Below are 16512 nucleotides of genomic sequence, written 5' to 3' on the forward strand. Positions count from 1 at the left end.
GCGCGCAGTGCTGTGGCGGCAGAGCGCCTGGCACGCCCGCCGCCATCCCCCTCCGAATGGCCCGGCTCCGCCGCGAACCCGTTCGACTTCGTTCGCGTCCGTGCCGACGGCGTTCGTTCCGGCCGAGTCCCGGGGCGTCGCGTTCCATGCTGACGACTACTCCCGGAGTGGGTCTTCCGGGAGGCGCGTTTCCGGCGGCGCATTCACGCCGGTCCCGCCAAGAGGATGACGATGGAACAGAACGGATCGCCCCTTCCCGCCGAACTTCCCGGCCATCCGGTGCTGCGCCCGGTCTTCGGGCTGGACGTGGTCGGTTACGGCCGCCGCTCCGACGCCGTCCGGCGCGTCCTGCGGGACGACCTCCACGGCGTCGCGCGGTCGGCGTTCGCCGCGATCGGGCTGCCGCTGGACTGCTGTCCGTCGCGCGACACCGGCGACGGTCTGGTGCTGGCCGCCCCGCCGGACGCCGACTGCGGTCTGCTCGCCGGTGAGCTCGTCCAGCACCTGGACCGTCAGCTTCGCGCGCGCAACGAGGCGCGGACGGAGGACGGGCGGCTCCGGCTGCGCGCCGCCGCCGCGGTCGGCCTGGTCCTGCGGGACGGCGAGGGCCTGGACGGCGACGGGTTCGTCCGGCTCGCGCGGATGCTGGACGCCCCGGCCTTCCGCGACCTGGTCGCCGGGCACGGCACCGACCTGGGATTCGTGATGAGCGGGTTCCTGTACCGCGGCTTCGTCCTCGCGCACCGGACGCTGATCCCGCCGACCGAGTTCTTCGAGATCGACCTGACCAACAAGGAGAGCGAGGAGACCGGCTGGGCCTGGGTCGCCCGCCCCCAACGCCACCTACGAGTCGCCGGACGCCACATCTCGGCCTAGCCCAAGCCGCCGCAGCGCGGCGTGGCGCGGGCTCCCGCCGGACGCCCGACGCCACGCCTCGGCGCGTCCTTCAGAGGAGCTTGCCGAAGCAGCGGCTCGACTCGGAGCAGCGGTAGAAGCCGAACTTCTCGATCTCCGCGTATCCGGACGAGGCGTACAGCGCCATCGCCTCCGGCTGCGCGATCCCGGTCTCCAGGACCATGCGCCGGCGTCCCGCCGTCCGCGCGGCCTCCTCGAGCCCGGCGAGCAGCGCCCGCGCGAGGCCCCGGTTGCGGGCGCGCGGCACGACGTACATGCGTTTGACCTCGGCGTCCCCGTCCAGGAAGCCCGGCTCGGACGCGTCGTGCGCGCGCCACCCGCCGCATGCGACGGGGTCGCCGTCGACGCGTCCGAGGACGAAGTGCCCGAGGGGCGCGGCGAACTCGGCCGGGTCGACCGGCGTCTCGTCCGGGCCGCCGTAGCGCACGACGTACTCCTGCTGCAGCTCGTCGATCAGCTTGCGCGCGACCGGATCGGCGTAGGAGGACACCAGCAGTTCCATGGCGAGCAAAGTACGCGAATAGGCCGACAACCCAACAGACTCACCCGAGCGACGCGAGCGCGGGCGGCACGAACGACCGATGGCACGAACGGCGCGAACGCGGGCGGCGCGAACGGCGCGAGCGCGGGCAGCGCGGGCGGCGCGGGGGGGGCGGGCGGGGCGAGCGACCGACGGCACGGACGGACTCACGCGGTCGCGGACGCGGTGGTTGGGCGGGGGCGGGTGAGGGCGAGCGCCCCTGCCGCGAGCGCGAGCAGGACGATCGGCAGCGCGAGCGCGAGGTGGACGCCGGTGAGCGGCCCTCCGACGGCCATGAGCGCGGTGGTCGCGGCGGTGCCGAGCACCGAGCCGAGTTGCCGGACGGAGTTGCTGACCCCCGAGGCCGACCCCGCTAGCCGCGGCGGGACGCCGCGCATCGCCTCCGCGGAAAGAGGCGCGATCATGCATCCGGTGCCGAGGCCCATCAGCATCAGCGGCGCGGTGAACGTCCAGGCGTGCGCGTCGCCGCCGACCAGCAGGGCCACGAGGGCCAGCCCGGTGGCGAAGGCGAGCAGCCCGGCGAGCAGGACGCGGCGTCCACCGACCCGGTCGCTCATCCGTCCAGCGAGCGGCGACACGAGGAGCGACACGAGCGGGGACGGCGCGAGCGCGAGCCCGGCGTGGACGGCGCTGAGGCCGAGCTGCTCCTGGAGGAAGAGCCCGAGCGGCAGGACGGCCCCGATCAGCGCCGCGCCGATCACGCCCATCAGGCCCGTCATCAGCGCGAACCCGCGGTTCTGAAAGAGCTCGAAAGGGATCAGCGGCTCGTGGTCCTGGCGTCCGGCCTGGTGGCGGAGGAAGAGGACACCGAGCAGCGCGCCCACGGCCATGAGCCCCCAGATCCACAGATCCCACCCGTACCGGTCGCCTTCCATGAGCCCGAAGGTGAGGCAGGTCAGGGCGGCCGAGGAGAGCAGGACGCCGGGCAGGTCGAGGCGGTGCGCGCGTCCGGTCCGCACGTCCGGGACGAACAGCGCGGTCATCACCAGCACGAGCACGCCGACCGGGACGTTCACGAGGAACACCCAGCGCCAGCCCGCCGCGCTGACCAGCATCCCGCCGAGCGTCGGCCCGGTCAGCGTCGCGACGCCCGCGACCGCGCCCCAGACGCCGAGCGCCGTCCCGCGCCGGTCCGCCGGGAAGGTCGCGATGATCAGCGCCATGGTCTGCGGGGTGAGCATCGCCGCCCCGATCCCCTGGACGACCCGCGCGGCGATCAGCGTCCCGGCGTCCGGGGCGAGCCCGCACGCCGCGCTCGCGAGGGTGAACACGACGACGCCCGCCGCGAACAGCGTGCGCTGACCGCGCAGGTCGCCGAGCCGCGCCGCCGTCACCAGCAGGACGGCGAGCACGAGCGTGTACCCGCCGACCGTCCAGACGACCTGGTCGAGGCCGGTGTGCAGCGAGCGCATCACGTCCGGGATCGCGATGTTCACGATCGTCATGTCGAGCAGGGTCATGAAGAACCCGAGGGACAGCGTCGCCAGGACGGCCCAGGGGTTGCCGCGCCACTTCGTCATGCCGACGACCGTAATGCATCTTTTGAGATGCATCAAGATAGATACATCTCACCCTGATGTAATCTTGGGGCGTGAACGTCACGGAGCTGTACCTGCTGGGCCGCCGCCTCCAGAAGATCGCCGAGGCCGCGATCCCGGCCGAGGGCGTCGGCGAGCACCCGACGAGCACCAGCACCGTCCTGATCGTGGCCGACGACGTCCGCGACCATCCGGGCACGACGGTCACCGAGATCTCCAAACGGACCGGCCTCGTCCAGAGCCAGGTCTCCAACTGCGTCGCCCGGCTGCGCGACGCGGGCACCGTCCGCGCCGAGCCCGACCCGTCCGACCGGCGCCGCACCCTCCTGCACCCGAGCGCGGACGTCTCGCCCCGCGCGAGGGAGATCCGCGACGCGCCGCTCGAACCCGCCCTCGCCGACGCCACCACGGACGTCCCCGAGACGCTCGCCCTCCTCGACCGCCTCGCCGTCCTGCTCAGGATCGAGGGCTGAACCGCCGCGCGACGACGCGGAAGGCGTCCTTGGCCTCGAACCTCCCGGTCCTCGCGTAGTCCGCACCAACCCTGACCAGCGAGAACCCGGCCATGTCCAGATCGTGCCGCGGGTCGGGCGAGTAGGGCGTGTCGGGGTTGATGAAGTTGTAGACGAACGCGCCGTGCACGCCTTCGTCCTCGAAGACATCGAGCAGCTCACCGAGATACCGCGACTGAACGCGCTCGTCCCGCACATAGCCGTCCGGAACCACGGGCGGATCCTGCGTCCAATCCACGATGGAGAAGCCGTCGCCACCCCGCTTCTCCGCGCCCCGATACGTGCAGCACCCGAATTCCGTAATGACGACCGGCTTCCCGAACCTGTGCAGCGCCCTTACATCTCTCCTATAGGACGCCTCGTTCGACGCGTCCCGGTAGAGATCGACGCCGACGACGTCGAACTTGCGCCACTCCACCGATTCCCACACGCCCGACGTGTACGTGAGCTGCCCACCGAACAACGGCCGCACCGCATCGTGCGCGCGCACGAGAAAGGCGTTCAGCCGCTCGTTGTACCCCTTGCCCGCCGGAGTCCCGAGGTTCGCACCCCGCTCCTCCCACGTTTTCCCAGGGACGAGACCGTCCATGAAGATGGTGAGCTCACAGCCCATCGACATCCCCACACCCGGATGCCGTCGCCGCAGCCGCTCCGCCATCCGCGCCACCGACCGGACGAACGCCAGCGTCCGCGCCGCGTCCTTGTCGAACTGCCGCGGCTCGAACCACACGAACAACCCCTCGTCCGCCGCGCACCGCGCCGCGAACTCCAGCCGCCGCAGATCGTCCCCCAGCAGGATCACCGCGTTGCAGTGCAGGTCACGCCGTATCGCCCGAATCTCCCGCCGCACGAACGCGGCCTTCCACACCTCCCGCACGGTGTCGTAATTGACCCCCCGCTGCGCGAGCCCCGCCCGACCACCCCGCCGCGCGTCCTCCTCGCCCCGCACCCACGCAATCCCCCGCGCCCGCGTCTCCTTAGGCCGCCCAACCGCCGCGCCCCCGACCACGGCCACCGCCGCCACCCCCGCGACCACCACCCGCCGCCCGACCGCCATCCCGCACCCCTCCCGCAAGGCCCACCCACACAAGCCAAGCCTCACGCCAGGACCGCCCCGAAGGCATCGGCCACCCGCCGCCCGGCCCCGACCAAAGTCGCGACCCCACGCCGCAAAAGGTCGCGAGCCGGACGGTCAGGGACAAACACTGCAAGCGGCCTCCCGGCTCGATCCCTGTGCTCGAGCACGCGCCCGCCGAAGCCTTGGAGCACGGACGCCCCTGGTGTGCGGACGTCAGGCTCACCAACCCAAGGTTTCCCGCACCGCCGAGGTCTATAGGGGGTTGAGGTTGCCGAGGCCCAGGGTTTGCAGGGTGTGGTTGGCCATGTGAAGGTGGCCGGTGGCGTTGGGGTGGGCGGGGTCGTCGAGCCAGGGGATCGGGTCGTCGGTGCCGTGGTGCGCCAGCCAGTGGGCCTCGTGGTCGACGAGCAGCGCGCCGGTTTCCATCGAGATCTCGCGCACGGCCTGGCAGTACGCGGGAAGCGCCGCGCGCCGGTCCCGGCCCGAGACGCCGACGAGCACGGGCGTGTGCAGGACGATCTGCGTGTGCGGGCTCGCACCGGCGATGATCCGGTGCATCGCGTCGCGGAACTCGGGCAGGCCGTCCTCTCCGGCGAGGCAGTCGTTGGTGCCGAGCGACACCGACAGGACGTCGGGTTCGAACCGGCCGATGAGGCGGTCGTGGGCCGCGAGCACGTCGGCCGCGCTCCACCCGGAGACACCGGTGTTGACGACGACGTCGGTGAGCCGCTCCAGCTGCCACCGGATCCGCTCGTGAAGGTGCTCGACCCAGCCGCGGGCGCCGTGGGTGTGCTCGACGGCCTGGGTGATGCTGTCCCCGGTCGCCACCCAGGTCATGGGCCCGTCTGACAGCCGGATCATGCGTTCTCCTCTGTGATCGGTCGCCCTGGCCCGACCGCGGTGCTCGGCCGGTTCACCAGCGACTTCGTCCCCGAGCAGTAGCAAGCCCGGGTCCCGTGAGCGTATTCCTCCCGGTGCGCGACCTCGCCCCCGCGAAGGTCGCGCACCGGACGGTCAGGGGTGGAGTGCGGCGAGGCCGTGGGACAGGTCGGTCGCGTAGCGCCAGGTGCGGTCGCGGCGTTCGGCGGCCAGTTCCCACTGGTCGAGGTTCCGCCTGTGGACGGTGACCTGGAGTTCCACGATGAGGTTGCGCACGCGGAAGTCGATGGCGTGCGGTTTGCCCTTCGGGTCCCCGGCGGGCATGTCGATCGCCTGGTCGCCGAGCGGGGACGGGGCGGTCACCGGAAAATCGGCGAACGCGTGGTGAAGCGACTCGAAGACGTCGGCCGCGTGGTCGGTCGCGCTCTCCCCGAGGCGCGGCTCGTACTTCGTCACGTCGACCGAGAGCACGTCCCGCTCAAGGGGTCCCCGGTCCGCGGCGCTGAACCGGCAGCTCCACATCTCGTAGCCCTCACCCGGGTTGAAGCGGCATTCGTCGGACCTGTTGCGAAAGGTCTTCCGCACGTTCGCGGGGAAGAGTTTCCAGGGGACGGGGACGGTGCGGAACTCGTCCGGCCACCGTGGACTCGACGCGGTCGGGCTCGCCTTGCCGGACGAGTAGCGGGCCGTCCCGCAGGCCGAGGCGGTACCGGCCAGCAGCGCCAGGGCGAGAAAGGCGGTCCCCACACGGGACCGGGTGTTCGTCGATCGGTTCATCGCTCGCGACGGGCCTCAGGCGCGGCGTTCGGCGAGGCGGGCGGGGGCGGTGAGGAGCTCGAGGCGGATCAGGCCCGCGCCGCCGAGGCGGATGAGGGACCAGTAGAAGGAGAAGACGCGGCGGCTTCGGCGGTCGGTCGCGGTGACGCGGGTGTCGGCGGCGAGGATGGTGCGGCCGTTGGACGGGATGACCTGGAGGCCCATGGCGGCCTTGGCCCAGCCGGGGTCGGAGAAGGCGGTGAAGCCGTCGGCGCCTGCGGCCTCGGGCGGGCCGTCGATCCGGCGGGTGTAGCGGGTGCGGAAATCGGGATCGGGCAGCAGGCGGTCCAGGATCCAGTCCATGGTCGCGGTCCCCCAACGTTCTGGACGGTTGCGTACAGAACCTAGACTGTACGGCACCGTACAGAACACGGGAGCGTGAGACATGCCACGGACCGCCCGCCTCAGCCGGGACGACTGGGCCGCCGCGGCGCTCGCGGCGCTGGCCGAGGGCGGGGCCGCCGCGGTCGCGGTGGAGCCGGTCGCGGCGCGGCTCAAGGCGTCGAAGTCGAGCTTCTACTGGCTGTTCGACAACCGGTCGGCACTGCTGGACGCGGCGCTGGAGCTGTGGGAACGCGAGCAGACCGAGCGGGTCGCGACCCACCTCGCGGCCATTCCGGACCCGGCGGAACGGATGCGCACCCTGTTCCGCCTGGCCCTCTCCACCGGCAACGCCGATCTCGCGCTGCGGTTGACCGGGGAGGCGAACACGTCCGTCCTGGCGGTCGCGGGCCGGGTCACGCGGCGGCGGCTGGAGATCCTCGAGGCGTCGTTCCGCGAGCTGGGGATGGCGGACGGGCAGGCCGGGCACCGCGCGACCGCCGTCTACGCGACGTACCTGGGGACGGCCGTCCTCGCCCGCGTCGGCGTCGCCCCCGCGGACACCGACGCGTACGTGGACGACCTGCTCGCCGCCTACCTCCCCTGACCGATCTCCTTGCGGCCTACCTCCCCAGACCGGTCAGCTCGGCGGAGACCTCCCAGAGCCGCGCCGCGTCATCGGCGTCGACGGCCCACGGCTTGACCCCGCCGACCAGCATGTCGTCGCTGGTCGCGGGCTCGGCGATGTCGCAGTCCTGCGCGTAGAGCCCGCCGAGGCCGTCCAGGAGTGGTGAGGTCGCGGCCCAGATCGCGGTCGCCGCACCCTGCTCCGGAGTCTTGAAGCCCTCCGCCGGGGTGCCGTCCTCGCTCATCCATCCCTGCGCGATCTGCTCCTCGCGCGGGACGTGCCGCTGCAACGGCGTGAGGATGCTGCCCGGGTGGACGGCGAACGCCCGCACCCCGACCACGTCGTTCAGATGGACGGCGAACAGCGCGTTCGCGGTCTTCGACTGCGCGTAGGCCAGCCATCGGTCGTAGCCGTTGTTGAAGTGCGGGTCGTCCCACCTGATGCCCGACAGGAAGTGTCCGGACGACGCGACCGGGACCACCCGCGTCGTGTCGGTGAAGGCCGGACGCAGCCGGTTGACCAGCGCGAAGTGTCCGAGGTGGTTGGTCGCGAAGTGCGCCTCCCAGCCCGGCCCGACCCGCGTCTCCGGACACGCCATGATCCCGGCGTTGGTGATGACGATGTCGAGCGTCCGGCCGTCCTCGAGGAGGTGATCGGAAAATCCGCGCACGCTCTCCAGGTCCGCCAGGTCGAGTTCGTGGACGTCCACCCGCGGCAGTTCCCACAGCGCCTCCCGCGCCACATCAGCCCTCCGAGCTGGGACGATGACCCGCGCCCCCGCCTCCACGAGCGCCTGGACGCCCGCCCGCCCGAGCCCGGAGTACCCGCCGGTGACGAGCGCGGATTTTCCAGTGAGGTCGATCCCGGCGAGGACGTCCCGCGCCGTGCTGTACGCGCCGAACCCCGAACCGAGCTTGTGCTGCTGTTCCCACGTCATGCCCCAGAACGCTAGAAGCTGGAGCGCGCTCCAGGTCAAAACGGTCAGGGACGCGGCCTGTGCCGTCCCGGCGGACGCGGCCGGAGCATGTGGAAGAGCAGACAGGCGAGCGCCGCGCCCGCACACGCCCCGGTCAGGACGCCCCCGACCAGAAGCGAAGCGCGGACGACATCGAACGCGGCGATCACGCGCCGGCGTCCGATGAGACGAACCGCGCCCACACGGTCTTGCCGCCGTCCGGAGAGCCGTGCTTGCCCCACGAAACCGAAAGGGCCTGGACGATCCCGAGCCCGCGCCCGGTCTCACAGCTCTCATCGGGATCCTGAAGCTCGGGACACCCAGGCCCGTCGTCCCAGACCGCGACCTCGACCATCACATCGGTGTGCCACTCAACAAGAACGCGAATGTCGGTCGCGCCGCAGTTCAGAGCGTTGGTGACCAGTTCGGACACGCACAGCGCGGCGTCGTCCTCAAGCTCACCGTGCCCCCACCCGCGCAAAACCTCCCCCACCCGCCGCCGCGCCTTTCCGGCAGCGGACAAATCCGCCTCGAACCGACACACGACCAACCTTTCCCGATCGTCCTCCACAGGAGCTTTCGGAATCATCGGACCCGTCCTCATGGCGCGAATTCCAGTGCTCTGCATCACACCCTGATGTCATCCGACTACCGTTGTCACTGTTGTTGCTCGGATCAGAAAATGCGCCGATCTGGACCCCTCGGAGCGCACCATGGTCAAGCCACCGCCCGACGCCCGGCTCTCCCTCTGGGCCTTGATGGCCAATCACCTTCGCCATATGCGCATCTGGATGAACCTGCGCCAGCACGACGTGGCCAAGATCCTCGACTGCTCGATCAGCCAAGTTTCCAAGTACGAGACCGGCGACAAGCAGCTGGACGAGAAGCAGTGCAAGGCCCTCGACGCCGCATGGCACACCGGACAACTCTTCGAAACCCTGCATTACTTCGCGGTCTCGGGCGAGAACCCGAACTGGAGCGAGCGCCTCAACACGTTCCAGACGAGCGCGATCGAGCACAAGATCTTCGCGAACAATCTCGTGCCCTTCCCCTTTCAGGTCGAGGGATACGCCTGGGCCTTCCTGGAGGCGGGCTACGCCGACGGAACCATCACGGACGTCGAGGCGGCCGTTGCGCGACGCATGAACCACCAGGCCGCGATCCTCAGGGGCGACCCTCAGATCTGGCTACTCCTGGACGAGGTGGCAGTGCGCCCGATGTGCGACAACTCGACGATGCGCAAGCAGATCGACCACCTCCTGACCGTGTCCACCTGGCGGAACGTCTCTGTGCGCATCCTCCCCTCGAACACGCCCCTTGGAGCGGACGGCTCCTTCTGGTGGTTCGAGCTCCCCGACCACCGGACCGTCGCGTTCGCGGGGACCGTGCTGGACGTGGGCCGGATCATCGACGGTCAAGAATCGGCAAACCGCGCTCGGCTACGCTTTGATCGACTCGCGACGCGGGCCTGGAGCCAGGACCAGTCCCGCGAGTGGCTCATCGAGCGGCGGGAGGACACGTGACCCTCTGGAGAAAGAGCAGCCACAGCGAGAGCGGCGCTGGCGGAACCTGCGTCGAACTCGCCAATCTCGGCACGTCCGTGGGCGTCCGCGACAGCAAAGCCCCACGCGCAGGACACCTCACTCTCACCCGAACCGACCTCCACCAGCTGACCCAAACCGTTCGAGGCTCAAGGCGGTAACAGCGACGGGTGTCTGGAGGCACGGTGACCATCTGGCGAAAGAGCACTCGCAGCGACGACGCCGGCCAAGGCGGCGCCTGCATCGAACTGGCTGACCTCGGCACGTCCGTGGGCGTCCGCGACAGCAAAGCCCCACGCGCAGGACACCTCAACCTCACCCGCGCCGACCTCCACCAGCTGACCTCAGCCATCCGAGGCTCGCAGTAGGCGTCCCTCCGTGCCCGGAGAACCCATGACCGTCTGGCGCAAGAGCAGCCACAGCGAGAGCGGTGCCGGAGGAAGCTGCGTCGAACTGGCCCACCTCGGCGGGTCCGTCGGCGTCCGCGACAGCAAGAACCCCGAGGGCGGGCACCTCAGCCTTCAGCGCGGCGAACTGCGGCGTCTGATGGAGGTCGTTCGGCGGACGCGGGGTTGACCTACGTCCAGCCCGATCGCGTTGCCGCGCGGTCGGGCTGAACTCGCGGACGATGCCGCGCCGGGATCAATCGCTGAAGAGAGCGATGGGCTCCCGGCGTTCGTCGTGGGACGGGTTGGGGTGGTGGTGGGGGTTCGGCGGTAGGTGCCGGGGGGTTTGCCGTAGGCGCGTTTGAAGGCTTTGGCGAAGGCGAACTCGGAGGTGTAGCCGACCTGTTCGGCGACGGTTCTGAGGGGGGCGTCCGATTCGCGGAGCATGCGGCCCGCGCTGGTCATGCGCCACCAGGTCAGGTAGGAGACCGGCGGTTCGCCGACGAGGGCGGTGAATCGTTGGGCGAAGACCGAGCGGGACAGTCCGGCGCGCGCGGCGAGTTGCTCCACCGTCCACGGGACGGACGGACGGGCGTGGATGTCGCGGAGGGCCTGGCCGACCGCGCTGTCGGCGAGCGCGCGGGCCCATCCGGGGGCGTCGGCGCGCCCGTCCGCCGCCCAGGTGCGCAGGACGTAGAGCAGCATCGCGTCGACCAGGGACGGGACGATGCCGTCGCGGCCCGGACGGTCGCGGTCGAGTTCCGCGGCGAGCAGGCCCACGAGGTGACCGAGTTCCGCGCCGCCTCTCGCGGGCAGGTGCAGGAGCTCGGGCAGGTCCTTCATCAGCGGATGCGGACGGGTCCGGTCGAGCTGGTACGCGCCGCAGAGCAGGACCGCGTGCGCCCCGGGGCCCTCGACGCGGACGTGCCCGATCGGCGAGTCGGGGTCCGCGCGTTCGGGACGGAAGTCGGTCAGCGGCGTTTCCGGAGTGTCGGCGAGGGCGTGCGCGCCGCCCTCGCGCAGGAACACCACGTCGCCCGGGCCCAGTTCGAGCGGGTCCGCCCCCTCGGTCAGCAGCCAGCAGGCGCCGTGGAGGACGACGTGGAAGGTTGCGCCGACGACCGCCGAGAAGCGCAGGCCCCAGGGAGCGCGTACGTCGGTGCGGGCCGCGCGGGTCCGGCCCGTCCGCGCCGTTCTGGTGCTGGGAGCGACGGGCAAGACCGGCAGTGCCGTGGTGGACGCGCTGGTGGCGCGCGGTGTCCCGGCCCGTGCGGCGAGCCGCGCTCCCGGGCGGGCCGTCCCCGGTGTCGAGCCCGTGCGCTTCGACTGGGCCGACCGCTCCACCTGGGCTCCGGCGCTCGACGGCGTGGACGCCCTGTACGTGGTCGGCCCGTACACCAGGCCGGACGAGCCCCGTCTCGTCCGCGACCTGGTGGACGCCGCGCCCGGCCTGCGCAGGGTCGTCCTGCTGTCGGTCCTGGGCGTCGACCGGCTGCCCGGCACGATCCCGATGACCACCTGGGAGGAGGACGTCCGCGCCTCGGGCAAGGAGTGGACCATCCTGCGTCCGAACTGGTTCCAGCAGAACTTCGGCGAGGCCTTCGCGACCTCCCTCCGCGAGGACGGCGTGCTCGCACTCCCCGCCGACGACGCCGGGGTGGGCTTCGTGGACACACGCGACATCGCGGAGGTCGCCGCCACCGCGCTCACCGAGGACGGGCACGCCGGAACGATCCACACCGTCACCGGCCCCGAGGCCCTCACCCTCCAGCAGGTCGTGCAGACCGTGGGCGAGGCCGCCGGACGGGACCTGCGCTACATCCCCCTGACACCCGACCAGTTCGGCGACGGCATGCGGCAGGCCGGACTGGACGAAGGGCTGATCACCTGGCAGCAGGGCCTGTTCCAGCTGATCCGCGACGGCGGCAACACCGTCGTGACCGACACGGTCGAACGGGTCACCGGCCGTCCGGCCCGCACCCTGAAGTCCTACGCCGAGGAGAACGCCGCCCTGTGGCGGTGACGCCCGGAAGGCCCGTCCGATCAGGCCGGACGGCCGAGTTCCTTCTGGAAGAGGCGGTGGACGTTCTCGCCGAGGATCTTCAGGATGTCGGGCTCGGAGTGGCCGCGGCGGACGAGGGCCTCGGTGACCAGGGGCAGGCCGCGCGGGCCGTCCAGGCCGGGGACGACGGCGTTGACGTCGAAACCGGCCAGGGGGCTCAGGCCCTCGCAGCAGGGCGGGGTGAGTTCGTGGTTCACCTCGCGGATGAAGTCGGGGCCGAGGCCGACGTGGTCGATGCCCGCGACGGACGCCACGTGCTCGATGTGGTCGACGATGCGGTCGACCGTGTAGCCGCCGGGGTCGTCGCTGAGGAAGCCCGCGACGAAGTTGACGCACACCACGCCGCCGGTCGCGGCGACGCCCCGGAGCTGGTCGTCGGTGAGGTTGCGGTGGTGGTCGCGCAGGGCGCGGGCCGAGGAGTGCGTGGCCATGACCGGACGGGTGGCGAGCTCCAGGACGTGGCCGACGCCGGACGCCCCCAGGTGGGAGACGTCGAAGATCACGCCCAGCCGCTCCAGCTCGGCCACGGCCTCGACCCCGGCGGCCGTCAGGCTGCTGCCGGTGGCGTCCTCGCCGCTGCCGTCGGCGAGCGGGGTGCGGCCCCAGTGCGCGATCGAGGCCACCCGCAGGCCCAGCCGGTGCAGGGTGGAGAACAGCTCGACGTTCGCGTCGACGCCGGGGGCGCTCTCCAGGGCCAGCACCAGGGCGACCTTCCCGTCCGCGAGGGCCTGGTCGATCTCGTCCCCGTCCCGGCACAGGCTCACCTCGTCGGCGTTGCCCTCGGCGAGCACGTGCGCGGCCTCGACCATCCGGAGGGTCTCGCGCAGCGACCCCTCGGGACGGAACTGATCGTCGATGAAGACCGGGAGAACCTGCAGGTCCACGCCTCCGTCGCGCAGCTGCGGCAGCCAGCGCTCCCGGAAGAACTGCGCCCACCGCGCGCGCGGGCGGGCGACCACGGCCATCAGCAGGTCGTTGTGGGTGTCGGCGACGACGGCCCGACGATGAAGCTCAGCGGACATCTGTGTTCCCTTCTGCGCCAGAGGGGCCAGCCTACGAGCACGGTCCGGCCCGGCATCAGCCCAGCACCTCGGCGAGCGGGCGCGCATCGTCCGCGAGACCGAAGAGCCGGCGAAGACTTCGGAGGGACGTCCCTTGCTTCGAAGATCCTCTAAGTGGGCGCGGAAGGAAGGGCGCCCGGGTCATCTGAGCCGATGAACCCGGGCACCCTCGGTGGACGTCGTGCCTAGCCGGTCACGGGGACGTGTCCGTAGGCCCGCGCGCACGCGCGTCGGGACGTCGCGTGTCGCCCGTATTCAGGGTCCGCCCGTAAGCGACGGCACAGTTCTTCACGGACCGTTTCCACAGGTCCTCCCTGGTGACGCGGTACGTCGCCGTGCAGATCATCGACTGCCCCGGCCACAGAGACGTCCGTGGGCACCGCACCTCCGACAGGCAGCGTCTGGCCCGGACGGTGATAGGTGTGCGGGCGCACCCCGAACGGCGCGAGAATCCGCGCACACCCATCGCCCCCATCGATCTGTGGATCATCTTCTTCGGTGCGACCGTTATTCCTCGCGCGCTCCCGGGTCACGATCACGCGGGCACGATCATTAAGGCCCGCTGCGCAGATCTTTGCGCGCCGAATCCGCCAAAGCGGGATACACCTAGCCATTCACCGAAATGAGTGCCGAGCCGCCGCGAACGGCAAAAAGAAAAGAGGGTGCCCGGGTTCATCTGTGGCGATGAACCCGGGCACCCTCCCCGGACGTCGGGCCTAGCCGGTCACGGGAACGTGTCCGAACGCCTGCGCGCACGCGCGCTGCGACGTCACGAACATCCCCGACTCCAGAGTCCGCGCATGCGCGACGGCGCAGTTCCTCACGAACTGGTGCCGCAGGTCCTTCCTGTGGACGCGGTACGTCGCGGTGCAGTACATCGACTGCCCCGCCGCCAGCGTCGTCCGCTCGCACCGCACGTGCGAGAGGCCGCGCATGTGATCGGCGACGCGCACGTTGTTCAGCGCGACGTCACCGTTGTTGGTCACCTTGAGCTTGAAGTGCAGCCGCTGCCCGACGTGGCTGTAGGTGCCCGGACGCACCCACTTCTCCACCGTGATCGACGGCCTGTGCACCGGCGGCGGCGGAACCTCACCGACCACGATCACCTTCTCGATGATCACGATCACCGGGACCTCCTCGGCGAGGATGATCTTCTGCCCCCGCTTCGGGAAGCCCATGCGCCTCGACGTCTCCCGCACGTACACCGCGGCCTGGCCGACCGGGTGGACGATGCTCCCCTTCGCCGACAGCCTCAGCTCACCGGGCTCGGCGGACCTGACGTAGAAGGACGCGCCGTTCGCCAGCTCGGTCCCGCTCGCGATCGGGCGCGTGGCCGCGGCGTCCTCGAACATCTCGCCGCCGGTGGCGGTGATGGCCGCCCTCTCCGCGGTGCCGCCGACGGTGAACGGGCCCGACACGGCCCCGGCGCGGACGTCGTCCGGGCCGCTGATCGTCAGCGACGGCCGCTCCGGCTCCTGCAGCGGCCCCTTCCTGAGCGTCTGGCCGACGATGCCGGACGTCGCGGGGAACAGCGGGTCGGTGTCGGCGAGGACGTACCTGTTGGAGAAGAACCAGATCGCCGCCTGGACGGCCGCGGCCTTCTCGCTCTCGCTGAGCCCGGCGGGCTGGGACGTGTTCGGGTAGTACTCGTGGATCACGCGCGTGATGTAGCCGAGGTTGCGCGCGGGCGCCTCGCCCCACGAGCCGAACCGGTACGCCATCCGGCCTCGGGCCGGGTGGTCGAGGTCGAAGCAGTAGGCGCGCACCAGGGTGCCGTCCGTCCTGGCGCCCCGCATGATGCCCGCGCGCGCGATGTCCCTGCGGCGGAGGGCGGACGGGTCGTACCCGAGGGACGGGTAGCCGTGCAGCGGGTCGACCGACTCGGGAGCGACGAAGCCCGAGAGCTCGGTGCCCGGTCCCGGTGTGACGATGCTGAACTCCGCCGAGGGCGGCAGGTCCGCGCGAGCGCTCACGCCGTCGTCCGCCGTGGCCGGGAGATCCGCGCGGGGAACGGCCGGGATCCTGTCCCGGCCGATTCCCGCCGACGCCGGCGAAACGCACAAGGAGAGACACATCAGCGCCGCTCCGATTACACTTCCTGAACGGCGCAAATGACCATTCATGCGCATCCATCCCCCATTCGATTCAGTCGATCATTCGGGGGGTTGCGGCGATCATGACATGCACGCAACAGAGGGACGAGCACCACGACCAGACGATTAACGATGACCGGACGGAATTTTGCCTTCCGAGCGCCTCGGGGCGGATCAGAGGATCAGAGGAGCAGCAGGGTCTTGCCGAGCGCCGTCCGGTTCTCGATGGCGGCGTGGGCGTCGGCCGCGCGGTCGAGCGGGAAGGTCTGCCCGATCACCGGACGAACCGTCCCGGCGGCGGCCTTCTCCGTCATTTCGCGCGCCCACCGGTCCAGGTCGGCGCCGAAGCCGCGGAGCTGGTCGAGGCCGATCACCGTCACGCCGCGCGCGTCCGCTTCGGCCGGGTCGACGGACGTGGCGTCCCCGCTCGCCCCGCCGTGGATGGAGAACCGCCCTCCGCGCGCCGTGACCTCGAAGGACGCTCGTCCGATCCCGCCGCCGACGCCGTCGAAGACCAGGGTCGGGCCGACGCCGCCGGTCGCTTCGAGCACCTGCTTCGTCCAGCCGGGTTCGGAGTAGTCGACGGCCTCCGCGCCCAGTTCGCGGATCAGCTCCAGCTTGCGCTCGCCTCGCGCGGCGCCGATCACGCGCGCTCCCGCCGCGAGCGCCAACTGCACCAGCAACGTCCCGACGCCTCCGGCCGCCGCCTCCACCAGCACCACGTCATCGGGCCGGAGCCCGGCCGTCTCGACCAGGCCGAGCGCGGTGCGGCCGTCGCTGCTCAACGCGACGGCGTCCGCCAGGTCCAGATCGTCCGGGACGGGAGACAGCGCGTCCACCTGCGCCAACGCGCGCTCGGCGAACCCGCCGGTCTGGCCGGTGGACGCGAGGACACGGCGTCCGACCCACGACGGGTCCACCCCGTCCCCGACCTCGCTCACCCGCCCGGCGACCAGGCCACCCGGCACGTAGGGCAGCGACGGCCGCGCGTGCCAGCGATCCACCCCTCGCCTGATCTGCGTCTCGACATACGTGATCCCCGCGACCGCGACGTCCACCACCACCTGGCCAGGCCCGACAACAGGATCCGGAGCCTCCCCCGTGACCAGCACGTCCGGCCCACCGAACCGCGTCACCCGCGCAACCCGCATACCCAACTCCTTCGCTCGATCCCCCCACCCTGCAA

At 71.2% G+C, this 16512-nt stretch carries 21 protein-coding genes; 8 read left to right on the forward strand and 13 right to left on the reverse strand.

Translation table 11 applies throughout. The features are described from left to right. Positions 1-231 precede the first annotated feature (231 nt). Positions 232-876 carry a hypothetical protein gene (locus tag P696_RS0109705; RefSeq protein ID WP_026412200.1) on the forward strand — a complete coding sequence of 215 codons (645 nt, stop codon included), beginning with the start codon at positions 232-234 and terminating at the stop codon, positions 874-876. A 70-nt stretch (positions 877-946) separates the two neighbouring features. Here the strand turns inward: P696_RS0109705 and P696_RS0109710 are convergent, their stop codons facing one another. Continuing rightward, entirely contained in the window at positions 947-1417 is a 471-nt protein-coding gene (locus tag P696_RS0109710; protein WP_026412201.1) for a GNAT family N-acetyltransferase, read from the reverse strand. 185 nt (positions 1418-1602) lie between these two features. Next, positions 1603-2976: a DHA2 family efflux MFS transporter permease subunit gene (locus tag P696_RS44355; protein ID WP_211245681.1), complete on the reverse strand. Its 1374-nt coding sequence runs from the start codon at positions 2974-2976 to the stop codon at positions 1603-1605. A gap of 71 nt (positions 2977-3047) precedes the next feature. Between P696_RS44355 and P696_RS0109720 the strand changes: the two genes are divergently transcribed. Then, positions 3048-3467, forward strand: a complete 420-nt coding sequence (locus P696_RS0109720) for a MarR family winged helix-turn-helix transcriptional regulator (protein WP_026412202.1) — start codon at positions 3048-3050, stop codon at positions 3465-3467. Here P696_RS0109720 and P696_RS0109725 read toward each other — a convergent pair. The 4 genes from P696_RS0109725 to P696_RS44365 all read right to left on the reverse strand — a co-directional run bounded on the left by P696_RS0109725 (position 3451) and on the right by P696_RS44365 (position 6582). Next, a complete protein-coding gene (locus tag P696_RS0109725) occupies positions 3451-4530 on the reverse strand; it encodes a glycoside hydrolase family 113 protein (protein ID WP_084337155.1) in 1080 nt (359 codons plus the stop codon). The genes P696_RS0109720 and P696_RS0109725 overlap by 17 nt on opposite strands. Positions 4531-4836: 306 nt before the next feature. Beyond that, the gene (locus P696_RS44360; protein ID WP_051467218.1) at positions 4837-5445 is read right to left on the reverse strand and encodes an SGNH/GDSL hydrolase family protein; all 609 of its coding nucleotides are present in this window, start codon (positions 5443-5445) and stop codon (positions 4837-4839) included. A 153-nt stretch (positions 5446-5598) separates the two neighbouring features. Next, the gene (locus tag P696_RS0109735; RefSeq protein WP_026412204.1) at positions 5599-6210 is read right to left on the reverse strand and encodes a hypothetical protein; all 612 of its coding nucleotides are present in this window, start codon (positions 6208-6210) and stop codon (positions 5599-5601) included. 45 nt (positions 6211-6255) lie between these two features. Next, positions 6256-6582 (reverse strand): hypothetical protein, encoded by a 327-nt coding sequence (locus tag P696_RS44365; protein WP_026412205.1) that lies wholly within the window; start codon positions 6580-6582, stop codon positions 6256-6258. 82 nt (positions 6583-6664) lie between these two features. Here P696_RS44365 and P696_RS0109745 point away from each other — a divergent pair, with 82 nt between their 5' ends. Beyond that, positions 6665-7207: a TetR family transcriptional regulator gene (locus tag P696_RS0109745; protein ID WP_026412206.1), complete on the forward strand. Its 543-nt coding sequence runs from the start codon at positions 6665-6667 to the stop codon at positions 7205-7207. A gap of 16 nt (positions 7208-7223) precedes the next feature. Here P696_RS0109745 and P696_RS0109750 read toward each other — a convergent pair whose 3' ends face one another. Beyond that, on the reverse strand, positions 7224-8165 hold the full coding sequence (locus P696_RS0109750) for an SDR family NAD(P)-dependent oxidoreductase (protein WP_026412207.1): 942 nt from the start codon (positions 8163-8165) through the stop codon (positions 7224-7226). Between the two features lie 184 nt (positions 8166-8349). Next, positions 8350-8772: an ATP-binding protein gene (locus P696_RS44370; protein WP_170026386.1), complete on the reverse strand. Its 423-nt coding sequence runs from the start codon at positions 8770-8772 to the stop codon at positions 8350-8352. Positions 8773-8896: 124 nt separating this feature from the next. Here P696_RS44370 and P696_RS0109765 point away from each other — a divergent pair, with 124 nt between their 5' ends. The 4 genes from P696_RS0109765 to P696_RS54140 are packed head-to-tail and all read left to right on the forward strand — an operon-like array spanning position 8897 to position 10300. Next, positions 8897-9706 (forward strand): helix-turn-helix domain-containing protein, encoded by an 810-nt coding sequence (locus tag P696_RS0109765; RefSeq protein ID WP_026412208.1) that lies wholly within the window; start codon positions 8897-8899, stop codon positions 9704-9706. Further along, positions 9703-9885 carry a DUF397 domain-containing protein gene (locus P696_RS54130; protein ID WP_084337161.1) on the forward strand — a complete coding sequence of 61 codons (183 nt, stop codon included), beginning with the start codon at positions 9703-9705 and terminating at the stop codon, positions 9883-9885. Before P696_RS0109765 ends, P696_RS54130 begins: the two co-directional genes overlap by 4 nt. Positions 9886-9909: 24 nt before the next feature. Continuing rightward, positions 9910-10092 carry a DUF397 domain-containing protein gene (locus P696_RS54135; protein WP_211245682.1) on the forward strand — a complete coding sequence of 61 codons (183 nt, stop codon included), beginning with the start codon at positions 9910-9912 and terminating at the stop codon, positions 10090-10092. A 25-nt stretch (positions 10093-10117) separates the two neighbouring features. Further along, positions 10118-10300, forward strand: a complete 183-nt coding sequence (locus tag P696_RS54140; protein ID WP_026412209.1) for a DUF397 domain-containing protein — start codon at positions 10118-10120, stop codon at positions 10298-10300. Here the strand turns inward: P696_RS54140 and P696_RS44375 are convergent. Beyond that, entirely contained in the window at positions 10246-11328 is a 1083-nt protein-coding gene (locus tag P696_RS44375; protein ID WP_064743982.1) for an AraC family transcriptional regulator, read from the reverse strand. The two genes, P696_RS54140 and P696_RS44375, sit on opposite strands and share 55 nt — an antisense overlap. Between P696_RS44375 and P696_RS0109780 the strand changes: the two genes are divergently transcribed. Beyond that, positions 11270-12133 carry an SDR family oxidoreductase gene (locus P696_RS0109780; protein ID WP_064743984.1) on the forward strand — a complete coding sequence of 288 codons (864 nt, stop codon included), beginning with the start codon at positions 11270-11272 and terminating at the stop codon, positions 12131-12133. The genes P696_RS44375 and P696_RS0109780 overlap by 59 nt on opposite strands. Before the next feature lie 20 nt (positions 12134-12153). Here the strand turns inward: P696_RS0109780 and P696_RS0109785 are convergent, their stop codons facing one another. The 4 genes from P696_RS0109785 to P696_RS0109795 all read right to left on the reverse strand — a co-directional run bounded on the left by P696_RS0109785 (position 12154) and on the right by P696_RS0109795 (position 16477). Next, a complete protein-coding gene (locus P696_RS0109785) occupies positions 12154-13194 on the reverse strand; it encodes a dipeptidase (protein ID WP_026412211.1) in 1041 nt (346 codons plus the stop codon). A 232-nt stretch (positions 13195-13426) separates the two neighbouring features. Next, entirely contained in the window at positions 13427-13723 is a 297-nt protein-coding gene (locus P696_RS59235; RefSeq protein WP_425394137.1) for a DUF7507 domain-containing protein, read from the reverse strand. Positions 13724-13949: 226 nt separating this feature from the next. Beyond that, positions 13950-15206 carry a thioester domain-containing protein gene (locus tag P696_RS0109790; protein ID WP_026412212.1) on the reverse strand — a complete coding sequence of 419 codons (1257 nt, stop codon included), beginning with the start codon at positions 15204-15206 and terminating at the stop codon, positions 13950-13952. A 302-nt stretch (positions 15207-15508) separates the two neighbouring features. Continuing rightward, a complete protein-coding gene (locus P696_RS0109795) occupies positions 15509-16477 on the reverse strand; it encodes a zinc-binding dehydrogenase (RefSeq protein WP_026412213.1) in 969 nt (322 codons plus the stop codon). Between the last annotated feature and the right edge of the window lie 35 nt (positions 16478-16512).

The sequence above is a fragment of the Actinomadura oligospora ATCC 43269 genome, from assembly GCF_000518265.1.
Classification (GTDB): Bacteria; Actinomycetota; Actinomycetes; order Streptosporangiales; family Streptosporangiaceae; genus Spirillospora; species Spirillospora oligospora.

What these genes read in the sequence shown, in the direction of transcription:
- P696_RS0109705 (WP_026412200.1), top strand. Translation starts at nt 232, where the DNA reads ATGGAACAGAACGGATCGCCCCTTCCCGCCGAACTTCCCGGCCATCCG.
- P696_RS0109710 (WP_026412201.1), bottom strand. Translation starts at nt 1,417, where the DNA reads ATGGAACTGCTGGTGTCCTCCTACGCCGATCCGGTCGCGCGCAAGCTG.
- P696_RS44355 (WP_211245681.1), bottom strand. Translation starts at nt 2,976, where the DNA reads ATGACGAAGTGGCGCGGCAACCCCTGGGCCGTCCTGGCGACGCTGTCC.
- P696_RS44360 (WP_051467218.1), bottom strand. Translation starts at nt 5,445, where the DNA reads ATGATCCGGCTGTCAGACGGGCCCATGACCTGGGTGGCGACCGGGGAC.
- P696_RS44365 (WP_026412205.1), bottom strand. Translation starts at nt 6,582, where the DNA reads ATGGACTGGATCCTGGACCGCCTGCTGCCCGATCCCGATTTCCGCACC.
- P696_RS0109745 (WP_026412206.1), top strand. Translation starts at nt 6,665, where the DNA reads ATGCCACGGACCGCCCGCCTCAGCCGGGACGACTGGGCCGCCGCGGCG.
- P696_RS0109750 (WP_026412207.1), bottom strand. Translation starts at nt 8,165, where the DNA reads ATGACGTGGGAACAGCAGCACAAGCTCGGTTCGGGGTTCGGCGCGTAC.
- P696_RS44370 (WP_170026386.1), bottom strand. Translation starts at nt 8,772, where the DNA reads ATGATTCCGAAAGCTCCTGTGGAGGACGATCGGGAAAGGTTGGTCGTG.
- P696_RS0109765 (WP_026412208.1), top strand. Translation starts at nt 8,897, where the DNA reads ATGGTCAAGCCACCGCCCGACGCCCGGCTCTCCCTCTGGGCCTTGATG.
- P696_RS54140 (WP_026412209.1), top strand. Translation starts at nt 10,118, where the DNA reads ATGACCGTCTGGCGCAAGAGCAGCCACAGCGAGAGCGGTGCCGGAGGA.
- P696_RS0109785 (WP_026412211.1), bottom strand. Translation starts at nt 13,194, where the DNA reads ATGTCCGCTGAGCTTCATCGTCGGGCCGTCGTCGCCGACACCCACAAC.
- P696_RS59235 (WP_425394137.1), bottom strand. Translation starts at nt 13,723, where the DNA reads ATGATCCACAGATCGATGGGGGCGATGGGTGTGCGCGGATTCTCGCGC.
- P696_RS0109795 (WP_026412213.1), bottom strand. Translation starts at nt 16,477, where the DNA reads ATGCGGGTTGCGCGGGTGACGCGGTTCGGTGGGCCGGACGTGCTGGTC.